16 protein-coding genes and 2 tRNA genes are annotated in these 16,677 nt (G+C 59.3%); 6 read left to right on the plus strand and 12 right to left on the minus strand.

Going from position 1 to position 16,677, the window contains the following annotated elements; translation table 11 throughout:
- The 4 genes from PSEMO_RS33670 to PSEMO_RS07040 form a co-directional block, all read left to right on the plus strand.
- The coding region (locus tag PSEMO_RS33670; RefSeq protein ID WP_205710468.1) for a hypothetical protein at positions 1-275 on the plus strand (275 nt) is incomplete at its 5' end.
- A 232-nt stretch (positions 276-507) separates the two neighbouring features.
- Positions 508-1,449: a LysR family transcriptional regulator gene (locus PSEMO_RS07025; protein ID WP_028698648.1), complete on the plus strand. Its 942-nt coding sequence runs from the start codon at positions 508-510 to the stop codon at positions 1,447-1,449.
- A gap of 466 nt (positions 1,450-1,915) precedes the next feature.
- Positions 1,916-3,130 (plus strand): glutathione-independent formaldehyde dehydrogenase, encoded by a 1,215-nt coding sequence (locus PSEMO_RS07030; protein WP_023093406.1) that lies wholly within the window; start codon positions 1,916-1,918, stop codon positions 3,128-3,130.
- Between the two features lie 484 nt (positions 3,131-3,614).
- Complete coding sequence (locus PSEMO_RS07040) at positions 3,615-4,505, plus strand: LysR family transcriptional regulator (RefSeq protein ID WP_023103878.1); 891 nt, start codon at positions 3,615-3,617, stop codon at positions 4,503-4,505.
- Between the two features lie 22 nt (positions 4,506-4,527).
- Here PSEMO_RS07040 and PSEMO_RS07045 read toward each other — a convergent pair whose 3' ends face one another.
- Positions 4,528-4,821 carry a helix-turn-helix domain-containing protein gene (locus tag PSEMO_RS07045; protein WP_009459591.1) on the minus strand — a complete coding sequence of 98 codons (294 nt, stop codon included), beginning with the start codon at positions 4,819-4,821 and terminating at the stop codon, positions 4,528-4,530.
- Positions 4,822-4,940: 119 nt separating this feature from the next.
- Between PSEMO_RS07045 and PSEMO_RS07050 the strand changes: the two genes are divergently transcribed.
- Positions 4,941-5,594, plus strand: a complete 654-nt coding sequence (locus PSEMO_RS07050; RefSeq protein WP_023106332.1) for a substrate-binding domain-containing protein — start codon at positions 4,941-4,943, stop codon at positions 5,592-5,594.
- A 118-nt stretch (positions 5,595-5,712) separates the two neighbouring features.
- Positions 5,713-6,681: a Dyp-type peroxidase gene (locus PSEMO_RS07055; RefSeq protein WP_020924940.1), complete on the plus strand. Its 969-nt coding sequence runs from the start codon at positions 5,713-5,715 to the stop codon at positions 6,679-6,681.
- Between the two features lie 37 nt (positions 6,682-6,718).
- On the opposite strand, the gene PSEMO_RS07060 is transcribed toward PSEMO_RS07055, so the two are convergent.
- The 11 genes from PSEMO_RS07060 to thrS form a co-directional block, all read right to left on the minus strand.
- Complete coding sequence (locus PSEMO_RS07060; RefSeq protein ID WP_023103875.1) at positions 6,719-8,662, minus strand: tyrosine-type recombinase/integrase; 1,944 nt, start codon at positions 8,660-8,662, stop codon at positions 6,719-6,721.
- 226 nt (positions 8,663-8,888) lie between these two features.
- Positions 8,889-8,964 (minus strand) — tRNA-Gly (locus PSEMO_RS07065).
- 85 nt (positions 8,965-9,049) lie between these two features.
- A tRNA-Pro gene (locus PSEMO_RS07070) sits at positions 9,050-9,126 on the minus strand.
- Between the two features lie 99 nt (positions 9,127-9,225).
- Positions 9,226-9,582, minus strand: coding sequence for a MerR family transcriptional regulator (locus tag PSEMO_RS07075; protein ID WP_009394050.1), 357 nt, complete (start codon positions 9,580-9,582; stop codon positions 9,226-9,228).
- Positions 9,563-9,865 carry an integration host factor subunit alpha gene (ihfA, locus tag PSEMO_RS07080; protein ID WP_009394049.1) on the minus strand — a complete coding sequence of 101 codons (303 nt, stop codon included), beginning with the start codon at positions 9,863-9,865 and terminating at the stop codon, positions 9,563-9,565. Before ihfA ends, PSEMO_RS07075 begins: the two co-directional genes overlap by 20 nt.
- A 3-nt stretch (positions 9,866-9,868) precedes the next feature.
- Entirely contained in the window at positions 9,869-12,244 is a 2,376-nt protein-coding gene (gene pheT, locus PSEMO_RS07085; RefSeq protein ID WP_075802417.1) for a phenylalanine--tRNA ligase subunit beta, read from the minus strand.
- A 35-nt stretch (positions 12,245-12,279) separates the two neighbouring features.
- Positions 12,280-13,296 (minus strand): phenylalanine--tRNA ligase subunit alpha, encoded by a 1,017-nt coding sequence (gene pheS / locus PSEMO_RS07090; RefSeq protein WP_009394047.1) that lies wholly within the window; start codon positions 13,294-13,296, stop codon positions 12,280-12,282.
- A 107-nt stretch (positions 13,297-13,403) separates the two neighbouring features.
- Positions 13,404-13,760 (minus strand): 50S ribosomal protein L20, encoded by a 357-nt coding sequence (gene rplT, locus PSEMO_RS07095; RefSeq protein ID WP_009394046.1) that lies wholly within the window; start codon positions 13,758-13,760, stop codon positions 13,404-13,406.
- A 28-nt stretch (positions 13,761-13,788) separates the two neighbouring features.
- On the minus strand, positions 13,789-13,983 hold the full coding sequence (gene rpmI / locus PSEMO_RS07100) for a 50S ribosomal protein L35 (protein ID WP_009394045.1): 195 nt from the start codon (positions 13,981-13,983) through the stop codon (positions 13,789-13,791).
- Positions 13,984-14,043: 60 nt separating this feature from the next.
- Entirely contained in the window at positions 14,044-14,595 is a 552-nt protein-coding gene (gene infC / locus PSEMO_RS07105; protein ID WP_170395068.1) for a translation initiation factor IF-3, read from the minus strand.
- On the minus strand, positions 14,595-16,517 hold the full coding sequence (thrS, locus tag PSEMO_RS07110) for a threonine--tRNA ligase (RefSeq protein WP_075802418.1): 1,923 nt from the start codon (positions 16,515-16,517) through the stop codon (positions 14,595-14,597). Before thrS ends, infC begins: the two co-directional genes overlap by 1 nt.
- Positions 16,518-16,677 lie beyond the last annotated feature (160 nt).

Here is a 16,677-nt window from a genome sequence, read left to right on the forward strand (position 1 = left end):
TTGCGGGTCTGCTTGCGCTTACCGGCGTACTCGGCATCGGCGAAGGTCATTTGTTTCATCATCGAAAAGCTCGGCGATTGGTGTCCGGGGATTTTGCCAAATCAGGAAGTCTTTTTCAGGATTTCCCCAGCTGCGCCACAACGGCCATGGCAGGCTCCATTCTCTCCCCGCTTCAACGGCCACGACCCGAACAGCTCAAGAGCTTAGCACCGCCTTTTGCGGTTGCGTGCCTCACCACTCACGCTTACTCCCTTCCAGAACGCGCCAACTGCTAAGCTACATGAGGACGACTCGCCCACAGCGCAAAGCACCTGTGTTCGCGCTATTGGCTGTCCCGTGCGTTGTGGTGCTGACCGTCGATGACGAGTCGAACCTACTGTATGGGCACTGCGCGCGGCAGCCTTTCATGCGTGCCAGCTACGTGCCCAAGGTTGGACGCGGATCGAAGCGTGCGCAGGGTTTTTCGTGAAAGTATAAAATCTAATCAACTTTATCAGAAGAAAATATATGATCGTAAGAAACTTTGAATACTTGCTTGCTTTGCACCGTGAAGGCCATTTTGGCAACGCGGCCAAAAGCTGCAATGTTTCTCAGCCGACACTCTCCGCGGGCATTAAGCAATTGGAGGAAGACATGGGTGTCGAGATCGTGCGTCATGGCCGACGCTATGACGGCCTCACTTCTGAAGGGATGCGCGTACTGTCTTGGGCTCAGCAGATGTATGACGACTGCAAAGGGCTGGAGCGAGAACTCTCCGCACTACGGCGAGGTATAGAGGGGCAATTCCGGCTAGGGATACTCCCAGGAACTGCCGGTGTAGCGCCCACATTAAGCATCGCCCTTGCTGAAAAAACACCCTTACTTCAACAATCAGTTCTGGTTTCCGGCGCTTCTTCCCTGCTACAGGCGATTCGAGAAAACAATTTGGATATCGCACTCATGCATTTGGAGGATATCCCAGGGGAAGACTTCGATACTCACCTTCTGTACCGTGAACGCATTTTCCTTTTTCACGCCGCGAGAACACAGCAACCCCGAAGCACAACGTGGGACCATGTTCTCAATAGACAACTCTGCGTGCTGAACTCGGCAGTACCTGAACCCATTCAAGATAGGCTGATGCAATGTACCGCGCAGACTATTCGCACTGATTCAATTGACGTGCTATCGGCACACGTGGCGACAGGAAAATATTCGGCAGTTCTTCCGCAATCTCTCGCCGGCCAACTCGCGCACATTCCAAATCTCCACGCAATCGCAATCAATGGACCAATGTCGCACTCAAATGTCGGATTCGTTGCTGGGAAAAATGCGTTCGAGGCACCGTCATCGCGTGCATTGCTCGAAATGGTGCACACCCCCGAACTCGCCGCCACTCTTCAATCCGTTATATCGATCCATCGTCGGTTCCAGCCCAAAGCAGACTCATCTCAAAGCCCCCTGAAATAGCGAGTCTTGAAGAGCAACTCTGTATTGCTTCAACCAGGCGAAGATTGCAGGCATGCCGTGTGCGCCGCTAACAGGCGCCACGTGCTGAGCAACCCATCGAAGGCCACTAGGTCCAGGGGCAACTCGGGGGACAGGAGTACCTGCTGCATGCGGCCTCCTCATGTCTCGCTGGGTCGAGCTGACTGTTCCTAGATCAAGCTAGGAGGCGCGATGTAGCGATGATCGTTGCCCTCTCCCGGCTAGGAGACGAGCACGGCTCGACGATCCCGCGTAGATAGATCGTGCCTATCTGTACATAGATTATTCCAGTTTGACCACTTCTGAGCTTGATCCGATGCTGTCAAGACCGCAGAAGGAGACGCGGCCAACGGCTAGGCAGTACCACGATCGTTCTTCTTGACAGCGGTAAATTTCGTTTCCCACTTCGATTTAGAAGATGGAAACATTAACGCACAGAGGTGACGAAATGACTCCGACCGGTAACCGAATCGTGACTTTCGAGAAGCCCTTGGAAATGAAGGTCAACACCTTCAAATTTCCAGAGCTGATAACCCCTCAAGGGAAAAGCGCACCCCATGGCGCTATCCTCAAAATAGTTACCACAAATATCTGTGGCAGCGACCTTCACATTTATCGCGGTTCGTTTGCTGTTCCCAAGGGAATGACCATGGGCCATGAAATGACCGGCGAAGTGATCGAAGTGGGATCAGACGTCGAAGTCGTGAAGAAGGGCGACATCGTTTCCGTTCCCTTCAATGTGGGGTGTGGGCGTTGCTACAACTGCAAGCATATGCGCTCCGATGTATGCGAGAACACCAACCCCGAAATCGACTGCGGAGCCTACGGGTTCAACCTCGGTGGCTGGACGGGGGGGCAAGGTGATTATCTCTTCGTACCGTATGCGGATTTCAATCTCCTTCGCTTCCCTGACAAGGATGCCGCCATGGAAAAAATCCGCGACCTGACCCTTCTCTCTGACGTATTACCCACAGCTTTCCATGGGTTCGCTGGCCCAGACTGGCCAGCCGCGCCGGCCTACGTCGTCGGCGAAAACATCCTGATCTTCGGTGCCGGGCCGGTCGGCAGAGCGGGTGCCGCCTGCGCCAGACTTCTGGGTGCAGGCGCCATCATCGTTGCCGATTACATTCAAGAGCGGCTGGACCTTCTCAAGCCACACGGCGTGGAAACCATCAACCTTTCCGACGGCGTGCCGATCGAGGAGCATCTCGAACGCATTACCGGGCACAGGGAGGTGGATCGCGTCATCGACTATGTTGGTGTGGACTGCCGCGGGTTTGGCGCGGAGGCTGACAAGATCGTGGAGAGCGCTGTTACCAACGCAATGCTCAAATATGTCCGCTTCGGCGGAATGACCAGTACGGTCGGTGTGTACTGCGCAAACCCGATCTCGAAAGACCCGAAAGCCAAGAAAGGCCATATGGATCTGGAATGGTCCAACGCCTGGATCAAGTCGCCGCGAATGTCGGCTGGTCAATCTCCGACGGCCAACTACAACCACGCGTTAATGCGGGCGATACTGAACGATCGCATGCCTTACCTTTCGCCGATGATGAACACTAAGTTCATCAAGCTCGAAGACGCGCCCGCCGCGTACAAAGAGTTCGACGCGGGTTCTGCATACAAGTACGTCATCGACCCGCATGGTTCAGTGCGGCATTAAGCATCCGGCGCGGGCTAAGCATCAGGATGTCTCACACTTTCTGGTGAGAGGCATTCTGGTCCCGCCAGTCTCCGGGCAGCAACTGGAGCCGGCGAATATTTTCGCCGGCATTTGCCGTCTGCCCCAGGGTACTTGCCTTGGCTCGGACCAGGAGCAGAGCCTCAGCAATCCGCAGGTGATGATCAACCGCAAGCGTGTTCAAGCGCTTGGTTCGCAATCGGCCAAGGGTCAGACGGGGACGATGCACGGCATCCATTGACGTGCGTGGCTGGAGATAGCCTTCGTCTGATCCTTATCACCCCACGGACTTGATCAGGCTCGCCTAGTGTTGTGCCTGCCTCGGGCCATCGCACGGTCAACCCAGCCCTGGCTCATTCAGCCAGAAGTTTCCAATGATGTGGCCGAACTCGCCGCCGCCAGAATGGCAGTCACTTCTATAGGGAGATAGCACAGTGTTGGATAAGTCGGAACGGGAGGGTGGCCTATGGAGCTGCGCCATCTTCGCTGCTTCGTAGTTCTTGCTGAGGAGCTACATTTCACGCGGGCGGCTGAGCGCCTGCATATCGAACAACCACCGCTATCACGAGCCATCAAGGAACTTGAGGACGAGTTGGGCGTAGTGCTCTTCGACCGAAACCGACGAGGAACAGTTCTAACGGCGGCGGGCGCGGTCTTCTTGCAAGATGTTCGCCGTCTATTCACAGTGCTGGAACAGGCTCGTGAAAATGCCAAGGCTGTGGCATCGGGCTTGCGCGGTAGCCTGCGCATCGCTGTATCAGATGGGGCTATCGATCCACGGCTGTCGGCATTTCTGGCTCGTTGCCGCGCCGAGGAGCCGGAGATCGAAATACGCTTGTCAGAAGTGCCTCTGGCAGAGCAAGTGCGTGGCTTGCGTTCGGGCGACTTCATGATCGGGTTCGCGCACACGGGCGATGTCGGCGACGGTATCGCTGCCGAACCAATCTGGCACGACCCGCTGGTGATTGCGGTGCCAGCTCGTCACTCATTGCTCACCTACAAGGAGGTGCCACTTCAAGAACTTCAAGGCCATCCACTTGTCCTGTGCGACCCGCAGGTATGCGAGGGCTATTGCCGCGAACTCAAGCGGCTGCTCAACACGTTGGAGCACAAGCTGAATGTTGTCGAGGAAGTGTCCTCGCTGGACATGATGCTCACGTTGGTCGGCGCCGGCTACGGCATCGGCTTCATGACGGCGACCAAGATTCCCATCTCCCAACGGCCGGATGTGGTGATCCGCCCCTTGGCGATGGATTCTGCCGTGATCACCACCTACCTGCTTCGGCCGGACGGCGGCAATTTATCGGCTTCGGTGGAGCGATTTATCGTTCGCCTTCGCGACTCTTCGGACGGTTGACGGAGCCTGGCAGGCTAGACACTCAGGGATCAGTGTCGGCACGCAGATTGCGTTCGGTCGCCGTCATCAGGTCAGCCGCGCTTATTCCAAGTGCCGTAGAAATTTTCAGTATGAGCGGAAGCGTGGGCACGTGCTCACCACGCTCGATCTTACCCATGTGAGAACGCGAAATGCTTGCCCGAGATGCGAACTCGTCTTGCGCGACTCCTTGAGCGACGCGCGCAGCGCGCACGGCCTGTCCGAAGGCTAACGCCGACTCGGATTCATACGTCGATGTGCCAGAAGGACGGCCTGGCTGAATTGTTGATTTCTGCATTAGCAGAAGCGTCAAACAATCTGCCACAATTAACCACGTTAAAGATAACGACGTTAAACTTCACTCTTTCCTGAAACGCTGGTTTGCCTTTCTGGACAGATCGCTTATTGGGGGCCCTCATGCATGACGCCACCAGCCAGTTTTCCCATTTCAGGCTTGCTATCGCGCCCGGAGTGCCATCCTCTTGCCTCACAACGCTTCTTGCCCTACAGCGCGCGGAGGAACCAGAAGTCACCATCACGTTCTTTGAGACCTCAGCCGATGATCTGTTGACGGGCCTTGAGGAAGGCCGCTACGACGCTGGAATGACGCTTCGGAACGCTGGTGCTCCGGCTGTGAAAAGCCAACCGCTCTGGGTGGAGAACGTGGCTGTTGCAGTGCCGCTGGGGTCCCCCTTAGTTGCCCAGGCGAAGATCACGCTTGCCGAGCTTCTGGACTATCCGGTGTTTCGCTGGCCGGCGGAGGCTTGCCTACTGCTGGATCAGCGACTGTCCTTTCTTCCGTTGAGCCAGCAGAGCATTCAGCACGTGACTTCGTTCGAGATGATGGCGCTTTGGGTGACCGCTGGCTACGGAGTGGGGCTCTCCGCGCAATCGCGCATTGAGCGTGCCCATGCGTGGGGGATCACTATGCGACCGCTTTCAGACGGCCCCTACGAGATCGTGACATACCTGCAGCGACCCCACGGACGAGCCAATGTTGTTTCTGAGCGGTTCGAGCACAGGGCAATGCTGGTTGCCAGGGACAGGGCGGCTTGCTCGAATACCCCATAGCCCGCTCTCGCCGAGGCTGCGTGCGGGTAATTGCAGCGGCACGCGCCTGTTAGCGCGCCAGTGATAGCGCTTCCATCTCTGGCAATATGATGAATTAACATGGTCTTTGGAGGCACGAATGGTTGGAAGTGGTTGGGATCGAGTACCAATTGACTCGCAAAGCATCGATGCGCCGCTGTCGCGCGCGGCGGTGTTTCTCACGTTGACGGTCGCCGAGGGCCACGAGGCCCTTCAGGCGGTCGCCGGCGTCTTGGACGGGCTGGACGACCTGATCAAAACGGTGGGCTTCCGCGATCTCAACGGCCGGCTGTCGTGCATCACTGCACTGGGATCGGCGCTATGGGACCGTTTCCAGACCGGGAAGCGCCCGAAGGAACTACGGCCCTTCGTGCCCATCGAGGGTGCCAAGCACACCGCGCCTGCCACGCCCGGCGACCTGTTCTTTCACATCCGTGCCGAACGCGAGGACCTCTGTTTTGAATTCGAGCGCCTGCTGCTGGACCAACTGGGCAGCAGCGTGACGGTGGCCGACGAGGTGGTCGGTTTTCGCTACTTCGACTCCCGCGACCTGCTTGGCTTTGTCGATGGCACGGCCAACCCGACCGGGCACGACATCGGCGCCTCGACGCTGGTCGGCAGTGAAGATCAGGCGTTCGCCGGCGGCAGCTACTTGGTGGTGCAGAAGTATCTGCACCAAATGCAGCCGTGGGCTCGGCTCGCCAAGGACGAGCAAGAGCGGATCATCGGCCGGGAGATCGTCAGCAATGTCGAATTGCCCGACGCGACGAGCGGCCAGAAATCGCACAAGACCCTCGCCACGATCGTGGACGACGACGGCACCGAGCACGACATCCTGCGCGACAACATGCCCTTCGGCCGCCCCGGCCAGGGCGAATATGGCACCTACTTCATCGGCTACTCCAGGCATCTGTGGGTGACGCAGAAGATGCTGGAGCGCATGTTCCTCGGCGATCCGCCAGGCATGCACGACCGCCTGCTCGATTTCTCGACGGCGCACACCGGCGCCGTGTTCTTCGCTCCCGCACCGCGCACGCTGAGCGAACTCGTGGAGGCGGTGCAAGCGTAATGCAGGGGCCGCAAGGCCCCTGCAAGGTTTGAGAGCCCTATGCTCCGTCTAGAACTACTGCGCTATCCACCAGCCGACGAACGCTTTGCCGCACATCCTCGGGGATGGGGTACGGGGCAATGGCCTCGGGCATATCCGCATAGTGCTGGTAGTCGCCCATGATGACCTGGATGATCGCCGGTACGTTGGTCGGCGTGACCGCATCAATGGCCGCGCGGTCCCCCAGGTCAGGGTGCGGCTGGGTCAGCATGCGGTACAGATCCCACGAATCCGCGTGCGGGCACTGGTTCATGAGCACCTGGGCCAGCTTGTGCTTGAGCGGCACCAGTTGCCAATCGGGAACACGCTGCCCCCGATTGCCCAAACTGATGGACAGCAACTTGCCCGCTTTCAGTTCGCGGTTGATCTGGTCCTTGGACTTTCCGGCCAGCTTGCCGAACAGCGGGACCGGCAAGCTGCTTGGAGACTCGTAGATGGTCAGCATTTCCTCGCGCTCGCGCTGGATCGCGGACACTTCCGGCTCTGGGGCATGCGTCGGAGGCGGCGGTACCTGAGACAGCCGCTGGAACGTGATGCCGCCGCTGCTCGGGGTTACGACAATAGGCGTGGCCACGACGGGCGGGACGCCGGGAGGAGTGGGCTCGGCCATCGCGAGGGTCGCATCCACCGCTTCCTCCACTTCTGCCATCGCCGGCGCCCCGTCGATACGGATGGTCAGATGCGCGCTCGCGGCTTCCACTTCGCCCTGTTCGAGCAGGTCGAGCCGATCGGCCCAGTCCTGCATCATCCGACGGCGCGGCTCAACGTACTTGGCGTGGTTGTAGGACGAACTCACCTTGTTGGGGTCGGAATGGGAAAGCTGCGCGTCCACCCAAATCTTCGGGTAGCCAATCTCGTTGAGCGCCGTCGAGATAGTGCCGCGGATGCCGTGGCCGGTCAGGCGCCCCTCATAGCCCATGAGCTGCACGGCCTTGTTGAGGGTGTTCTCGCTGATGCGCTTCTTGAGTTCGCTGCGGTGTGACAGCAAGTACTTCTGCGCCGGCCGCATCACCCCCAGGAGATAGCGCACGATCTCGATGGCCTGCAGGGATAGCGGCACGATATAGGGGGGCACATCCTGCGGCCGCTTCCCTGCCTTGCGCATTTCATCCTGGAGCTGCTTGACGATCTGCGGTGGGATGATCCACAAGCCCCTGTCGAGGTCGAACTGTTCGGGTTCGGCCAATCGCAGTTCGCCGGTGCGCACCCCGGTCAGGAACAGCAGCCGGACGCCAAGCTGGGTCTGCCAGCCACGGGGGTTGTAGAGCCGGAGCTTCTGGAGGAACTCGGGCATCTCGGGCAGGTGCAGGTAGGGATTGTGGGCTACGGGGGGCTTGGGCTCTGCCACCACGTCCAGGTCGGCGGCCGGGTTGACTTCCAACCCCTCGGCAATGACCAGGGCATAGCGGAACAACTGGTTGAACCAGGTGCGGACCTTCTCGGCGGTGGTGAACGCCTTGCGTTTCTCGATCGCCGCCAAGACGCCCAGGAGTTGGGGGCGGCGAATGTCGTAGATCGACATTCTTCCCAGGGTGGGCAACACGTCCTTGTTGAAGATGCGCAGGATCTGCGACAGCGTGCTTTGACGGCCTTCCTTGAGTTCCTTGCGGCGATGCTCGACCCAGGCATCGAAGACGGTCTTGAAGGTGTATTCGCCCGCCAGCTTGGCCGCGTGCCGTTTCTGGTCGCGCTCGACCTGAGGATCGATCCCCCTGGCGAGCAGGGCCTGGGCCTTGTCTCGCTCGATCCGGGCCTCGCGCAGGCTGAGAGCAGGATAGCCGCCCAGGCACAGGCGCTTTTGCTTGCCCAGCCAGTAGTAGCGGAATTGCCATGACTTGCCGCCTGCGGCTGAGACCATCAGGCCCAGGCAGTCGTTGTCGGAGAGGGTGTAGCGTTTTCCGGTGGTCTTCGCCTGCCGGACGGTCAGATCAGAGAGCGCCATTTCGAGACTCCTAAGTAATGACTTAGGCCCTATGCTCGTCATGGTCCCCGCTCAGCCCCAGCAACTATCCGGTAGCCGACCCACCCGTATTCTTGTGCCTTATTTGGTCACTCAAAAACGGTAGCTGTGGGTGGATTTCCGTGGCACTCGCTGGAATGAAAAAAGGAGCCGAAGCTCCTTTTTTCAATGACCTACAGACCCCAGTAGAAGTCTGTGGATCAAAATTTGGAGCGGGAAACGAGACTCGAACTCGCGACCCCGACCTTGGCAAGGTCGTGCTCTACCAACTGAGCTATTCCCGCTTTGGTGTTGCCTGGTTACCACGACTATCCGGTATCGGATAAAAAAATCCAGTTACCAATCAGCAACTGGATTTTCGGGGATTTTTGGTCGGGACGGAGTGATTCGAACACTCGACCCCTTGCACCCCATGCAAGTGCGCTACCGGGCTGCGCTACGCCCCGACTGCATTCTCGATGTTGCTGAGAACGATGAGGAATCTACCTTAAGCTTTTGAATTTTGGAAGGATTATTTTCATAACCCTGGCAAAACCTGTCTCAGGTCACTTCTTCAGCACCACCAGCACGTCTTCCAACTCGACAATCATCTGCCGGATCAGCTGTTTATACTGGGTGGTGTCGTCCTTGGCTTCATCACTGGACAGGCGCAAACGCGCACCGCCGATGGTGAAGCCCTGGTCGTAGAGCAAGGCGCGGATCTGACGGATCATCAGCACGTCCTGGCGCTGGTAATACCGACGGTTGCCGCGGCGCTTGACCGGGTTGAGTTGCGGGAACTCCTGCTCCCAGTAACGGAGCACGTGCGGTTTTACCGCACAGAGCTCACTGACCTCACCGATGGTGAAGTAACGTTTTCCCGGGATAGGCGGGAGTTCGTCGTTATGGCTTGGTTCCAGCATAAGCCTCAACCCGGGCCTTCAGTTTCTGCCCTGGACGAAAGGTGACGACGCGGCGTGCCGTGATCGGGATTTCTTCCCCGGTTTTCGGGTTGCGTCCCGGACGCTGGCGTTTGTCGCGCAGGTCGAAATTGCCGAAACCGGACAATTTGACCTGCTCGTTGTCTTCAAGAGCGTGCCTGATTTCCTCAAAGAACAGTTCGACCAGTTCTTTGGCTTCACGCTTGTTCAGGCCCAGCTCCTCGTACAGCCGTTCTGCCATCTCAGCTTTCGTCAGAGCACCCATACGCTATTTCCTTAACGTGGTGTTCAACCTTTGTTCGAGCGAGGTGAGGATGTTTTGGGTCGTGGCATTCACCTCATCGTCGTTAAGAGTGCGCGATGGATGCTGCCAGGTCAAGCCGACTGCCAGGCTTTTTCTATCAGGATCAATACCTTTACCCTGGTAGACATCAAACAGCCTGAGGTCCGTGAGCCATTCCCCTGCATTGTCACGAATTACTTCAAGTACTGCACTCGAAGCCACATCACGATCGGCGATCAAGGCCAGGTCACGACGCACTTCCGGGAACTTCGAGAGTTCATGGAACTTCGGCAGGCGCCCTTCCACGACTTCGTCCAATACCAACTCGAAGAGGAACACGCTGCGGTCCAGGCCGAGGGTCTTGGCCAGTTCCGGGTGCAGCGCACCGAGGAAGCCGACTTCGCGACCATTGCGCTCGATGCGCGCGGTCTGGCCCGGGTGCAGCGCCGGGTGCTTGCCCGCAGCGAAGGTGAACTCGCCCAGCGAACCGGAAGAATTCAGCAGCGCTTCGACATCCGCTTTCACGTCGAAGAAGTCGATGCCTTCACGGCCGTTGGCCCAGGCTTCCGGCAGACGGCTGCCGCAGACCACACCGGCCAGCATCGGCTGCTGTTGCAGGCCTTCCAGTTGACCGACGAAGCGCAGGCCGCTTTCGAACAGGCGCACGCGGTCCTGCTGGCGGTTGAGGTTGTGCTGCAGCGCCTTGACCAGACCTGGCCACAGGGACGCACGCATGGCGGCCATGTCGCTGGAGATCGGGTTGGCCAGCAGCAACGGCTCGACGCCCGGAGTGAATAGTTCGAACAGTTTCGGATCGATGAAGCTGTAGGTGATCGCTTCCTGGTAACCACGGGCAACCAGCAGACGGCGCAGGGCCGGCAGCTCGCCACGGGCTTCGGCACGGGCCTGAGGCGCCAGGCGTGCTTGCGGGTAACGAACCGGCAGGCGGTTGTAACCGTACAGGCGGCCCAGTTCTTCGATCAGGTCGACTTCGAGGCTGATATCGAAGCGATGGCTTGGCACGTCAACCTGCCATTGGCCTTCGCCGGCGGTGGTTTTCAGGCCCAGGGCGTTGAGCAGTTGCTCGACTTCGGCGCTGGCCATTTCCATGCCCAGCATCTGGCTGATGCGCTCGGCACGCAGGGTGATCGGCGCCACTTGCGGCAGGTGCTGCTCGCTCAGGGCCTCGATGACCGGACCGGCTTCACCGCCAACGATTTCCAGCAGCAGGCCGGTGGCGCGCTCCATGGCTTCGCGGGCCAGTTGCGAATCGACACCGCGCTCGTAGCGGTGCGAGGCATCGGTGTGCAGGCCGTAGGAACGGGCCTTGCCGGCGACGGAAATCGGCTCGAAGAAAGCGCTTTCCAGGAAGATGTCACGAGTGGTCGCGGACACGCCACTGTGCTCGCCGCCCATCACTCCGGCGATGGCCAGGGCGCGGCTATGGTCGGCGATGACCAGGGTGTCGGGACGCAGGGTGACTTCCTGGCCGTCCAGCAGGACCAGCTTCTCGCCCTCTTCCGCCATGCGCACGCGGATGCCGCCGTTGATCTCGGCAAGATCGAAGGCGTGCAGCGGCTGACCGAGTTCGAGCATCACGTAGTTGGTGATATCCACGGCCGCATCGATGCTGCGCACGTCAGCGCGACGCAGGCGCTCGACCATCCACAGCGGGGTCGGACGCGACAGATCGACATTGCGGATCACCCGGCCCAGATAACGTGGGCAGGCAGCAGGGGCCAGCACTTCGACCGGACGTACTTCGTCGTGCACGGCGTTGACCGCAGGCACCACCGGACGGGTGACCGGCGCGGCGTACAGGGCGCCGACTTCACGGGCCAGACCGGCCAGGGACAGGCAGTCGCCGCGGTTCGGGGTCAGGTCGACCTCGATGCTGGCGTCGTCCAGGTCCAGGTACACACGGATGTCCTGGCCGACCGGCGCATCGGCAGCCAGCTCCAGCAGGCCGTCGTTGTCGTCGCTGATCTGCAGCTCGGAGGCCGAGCAGAGCATGCCGTTGGACTCGACACCGCGCAGCTTGGCCTTCTTGATCTTGAAGTCGCCTGGCAGCTCGGCGCCGATCATGGCGAACGGAATCTTCAGGCCCGGGCGCACGTTCGGCGCGCCGCAGACGACCTGGAAGGTCTCGCTGCCATTGCTCACCTGGCAAACGCGCAGCTTGTCGGCGTCAGGGTGCTGCTCGGTGCTCAGCACCTCGCCCACCACGATACCGCTGAATTGGCCGGCGGCCGGGGTCACGCTGTCGACTTCCAGACCCGCCATCGACAGACGGGCTACCAGCTCGTCACGGGAAACCTGCGGGTTGACCCAACCGCGCAGCCACTTTTCACTGAATTTCATCCTGCTCTCCTAAAGATTCGTTACGGGTGCGCGACCTAGCGAAATTGCGCGAGGAACCGCAAATCGTTGTCGAAGAACAGGCGCAAATCGTTGACGCCGTAACGCAGCATGGCCAGGCGCTCGGCCCCCATGCCGAAAGCGAAGCCCGAGAACTCTTCCGGGTCGATGCCGGACATGCGCAGCACGTTCGGGTGCACCATGCCGCAGCCCATGACTTCCAGCCAGCCGGTCTGCTTGCACACGCGGCAGCCTTTGCCGCTGCACATCACGCACTGGATATCGACTTCAGCCGAAGGCTCGGTGAAGGGGAAGAACGAAGGACGGAAACGCACCGCCAGCTCTTTCTCGAAGAACACGCGAAGGAACTCTTCGATGGTGCCCTTGAGGTCGGCGAAGTTGATGTCGCGATCGACCAGCAGGCCTTCGACCTGGTGGAACATCGGCGAGTGGGTCAGGTCCGAGTCGCAGCGATAGACGCGGCCCGGGCAGACAATGCGGATTGGCGGCTGCGAGGATTCCATGGTCCGCACCTGCACCGGCGAGGTGTGGGTACGCAGCAGCATATTGGCATTGAAATAGAAGGTGTCGTGCATTGCCCGGGCCGGGTGGTGGCCGGGAATGTTGAGCGCTTCGAAGTTGTGGTAGTCGTCTTCGACCTCAGGGCCTTCGGCGATGCCGTAGCCGATATGGGTGAAGAACTGCTCGATGCGCTCGAGGGTACGGGTGATCGGGTGCAAACCACCGGAAGTCTGGCCACGGCCCGGCAAGGTCACGTCAATGCATTCGGCCGCCAGGCGAGCGCTGAGCTCGGCTTCTTCGAAGGCGGCCTTGCGCGCATTGAGCACTTCGGTGACGCGTTCCTTGGCGTCGTTGATCAGCGCGCCGACTTTCGGGCGCTCGTCGGCAGGCAGGTTGCCCAGGGTCTTCATCACCTGGGTCAGTTCGCCTTTCTTGCCAAGGAATTGAACCCGGATCTGCTCCAGGGCATTGATGTCTTCAGCGCGTTCCACAGCCTCCAGGGCTTGGGAGACCAGCGCATCCAGGTTTTCCATGTACAGACTCCAGATACGAAATAGGGGAAGAGCTTACAGGCTCTTCCCCTATTTATGACGTTTAACATTCGCCGCCGGAATCGACGGCGAATGATTGTCGTGGGTACTTAAGCCAGGACGGCTTTAGCTTTCTCGACAATCGCAGCAAACGCCGCTTTTTCGTTCACTGCCAGATCAGCCAGAACCTTACGGTCGATCTCGATGGACGCCTTTTTCAGACCGGCGATCAGACGGCTGTAGGACAGACCGTTGTTGCGAGCACCAGCGTTGATACGAGCGATCCACAGAGCGCGGAACTGACGTTTTTTCTGGCGACGGTCGCGGTAGGCGTATTGGCCTGCCTTGATGACCGCTTGCTTGGCAACACGGAATACGCGGGAACGCGCGCCGTAGTAGCCTTTAGCCAGTTTCAGGATTTTCTTGTGACGCTTACGAGCGATGACGCCACGCTTTACACGAGCCATGAGTTACTTCCTCTATCTTTGACCGAAATTAACGTACGCGCAGCATGCGCTCGACTTTTGCAACGTCAGACGGGTGCAGCAGGCTGCTACCACGCAGTTGACGCTTACGCTTGGTCGACATTTTGGTCAGGATGTGGCTCTTGAAAGCGTGCTTGTGCTTGAAGCCGGAAGCGGTTTTCAGGAAACGCTTCGCTGCACCGCTTTTGGTTTTCATCTTTGGCATGTTCGGATACTCCGCATTCAGTGGATAAACATAACCGCAAGGCCTGCCGTGCCCTGGTGGTTATTTCTTTTTCTTGGGGGCGATGACCATCATAAGCTGGCGTCCTTCCATCTTCGGATGCTGCTCAACGGTGCCGTATTCGGCGAGGTCAACCTCGACCCGCTTCAACAGCTCCATGCCCAGCTCCTGGTGGGCCATCTCACGGCCACGGAATCTCAGAGAGATCTTGGCCTTGTCCCCATCACTAAGGAAACGTACCAGGTTGCGTAGTTTTACCTGGTAATCCCCTTCCTCCGTCCCTGGACGAAACTTGATTTCTTTGATCTGGATCTGCTTCTGGTTCTTCTTCGCCGCAGCCTGCTGCTTCTTCTTCTCGAAGAGGCTCTTGCCGTAGTCCATGACCCGGCACACAGGGGGTACAGCGTCAGCAGAAATTTCTACCAGGTCCAGCTTCGCTTCATCAGCGATACGAAGCGCTTCATCAATCGAGACGATGCCAATCTGCTCGCCGTCAGCGCCAATTAACCGAACCTCGCGTGCCGAGATATTCTCGTTGATCGGGGCCTTCGGTGCAGTTCGTTTATCCTGTCTCATATCACGCTTAATGGTAATTACTCCGAATCTTGGCGACCACGCCGGGAAACCGCTTGCGCAAGCAAGTCCGCGAACTGGGCGACGGGCATGGAACCCAGGTCAGCACCTTCACGGGTACGCACAGCGACAGTTTGCGTTTCGACTTCCCGATCTCCAATAACCAAGAGATAGGGAACCTTGAGCAAGGTATGCTCGCGGATTTTAAAGCCGATCTTTTCATTTCTCAAGTCGGACTTGGCACGGAATCCGCTATTGAGCAGTGTTTTTTCCACCTGGAGGGCGAAATCAGCCTGCTTGTCGGTGATATTCATCACCACAGCCTGGGTTGGCGCCAGCCAGGCCGGGAATGCACCTTCGTAGTGCTCGATCAGAATTCCGACGAAACGCTCGAACGAACCGAGGATGGCGCGGTGCAGCATCACCGGATGCTTGCGGCCGTTGTCTTCGGAAACGTACTCGGCGCCGAGACGGATCGGCAGGTTGAAGTCCAACTGCAGGGTACCACACTGCCAGACACGGCCCAGGCAGTCCTTGAGCGAGAACTCGATCTTCGGACCGTAGAAGGCGCCCTCGCCCGGCTGCAGGTCATACGGCAGGCCGGCGTTGTCCAGGGCAGCGGCCAGCGCAGCCTCGGCACGATCCCACAGCTCGTCGGAACCGACACGTTTTTCCGGACGGGTGGACAGCTTGAGCTGGATGTCCTGGAAGCCGAAGTCGGAGTACACGTCCATGGTCAGCTTGATGAACGCCGCCGATTCGGACTGCATCTGCTCTTCGGTGCAGAAGATGTGCGCGTCGTCCTGGGTGAAGCCACGCACGCGCATGATGCCGTGCAGTGCACCGGACGCTTCGTTGCGGTGGCAGGCACCGAACTCGGCCAGGCGCAGCGGCAGCTCGCGGTAGCTCTTCAGACCCTGATTGAACACCTGCACGTGGCACGGGCAGTTCATCGGCTTGACCGCGTAGTCGCGGTTTTCCGACTGGGTGGTGAACATGTTGTCGGCGTAGTTGGCCCAGTGACCCGACTTTTCCCACAGGGTGCGATCGACCACCTGCGGCGTCTTGATCTCCAGGTAGCCGTTCTCGCGCTGGATCTGGCGCATGTACTGCTCCAGCACCTGGTACAGGGTCCAGCCGTTCGGGTGCCAGAACACCATGCCCGGGGCTTCTTCCTGGAGGTGGAACAGGCCGAGGCGCTTGCCGATCTTGCGGTGATCGCGTTTTTCCGCTTCCTCGATGCGCTGGATGTAGGCAGCCAGTTGCTTCTTGTCGGCCCAGGCGGTGCCGTAGACACGCTGCAACTGCTCGTTCTTGGCGTCGCCGCGCCAGTAGGCACCGGACAGCTTGGTCAGCTTGAACGACTTGAGGAAACGGGTGTTCGGCACGTGCGGACCGCGGCACATGTCGACGTATTCTTCGTGATAGTACAGGCCCATGGCCTGCTCATCCGGCATGTCCTCGACCAGGCGCAGCTTGTAGTCCTCGCCACGGGCCTTGAACACTTCGATCACCTCGGCGCGCGGGGTGACCTTCTTGATGACGTCGTAGTCCTTGTCGATCAGCTGCTGCATGCGCTGCTCGATCGCCGCCATGTCGTCAGGCGTGAAAGGACGCTCGTAGGCGATGTCGTAGTAGAAGCCTTCGTCGATGACCGGACCGATGACCATTTTTGCGGTCGGGTACAGTTGTTTCACCGCGTGACCGACAAGGTGCGCGCAGGAGTGACGAATGATTTCCAGCCCCTCTTCGTCCTTGGGCGTAATGATTTGCAGACGGGCGTCGTGTTCGATCAGGTCGCACGCGTCGACCAGCTTGCCGTCGACCTTGCCGGCGACGGTGGCCTTGGCCAGACCGGCACCAATGGATGCGGCGACCTCGGCGACGGTAACCGCCTGGTCGAACGTACGTTGACTGCCATCGGGAAGAGTAATTACGGGCATGGCGCCTCCTCTCCTAGTGGTGACCCCTACCAAAGGTCACGTGGGTTGGGATGAGCCAGTACGCGATTCGCCCCTGTCCTTTCTTGCGAAAGGCCTGCCTCACAGTGGCAGAAGTCGGATGCCTGTCAGGGAACGAACCAGAGTGACTGGAACAGAAATA

Source organism: Pseudomonas putida, assembly GCF_001941965.1.
Taxonomy (GTDB): Bacteria; Pseudomonadota; Gammaproteobacteria; order Pseudomonadales; family Pseudomonadaceae; genus Aquipseudomonas; species Aquipseudomonas putida_L.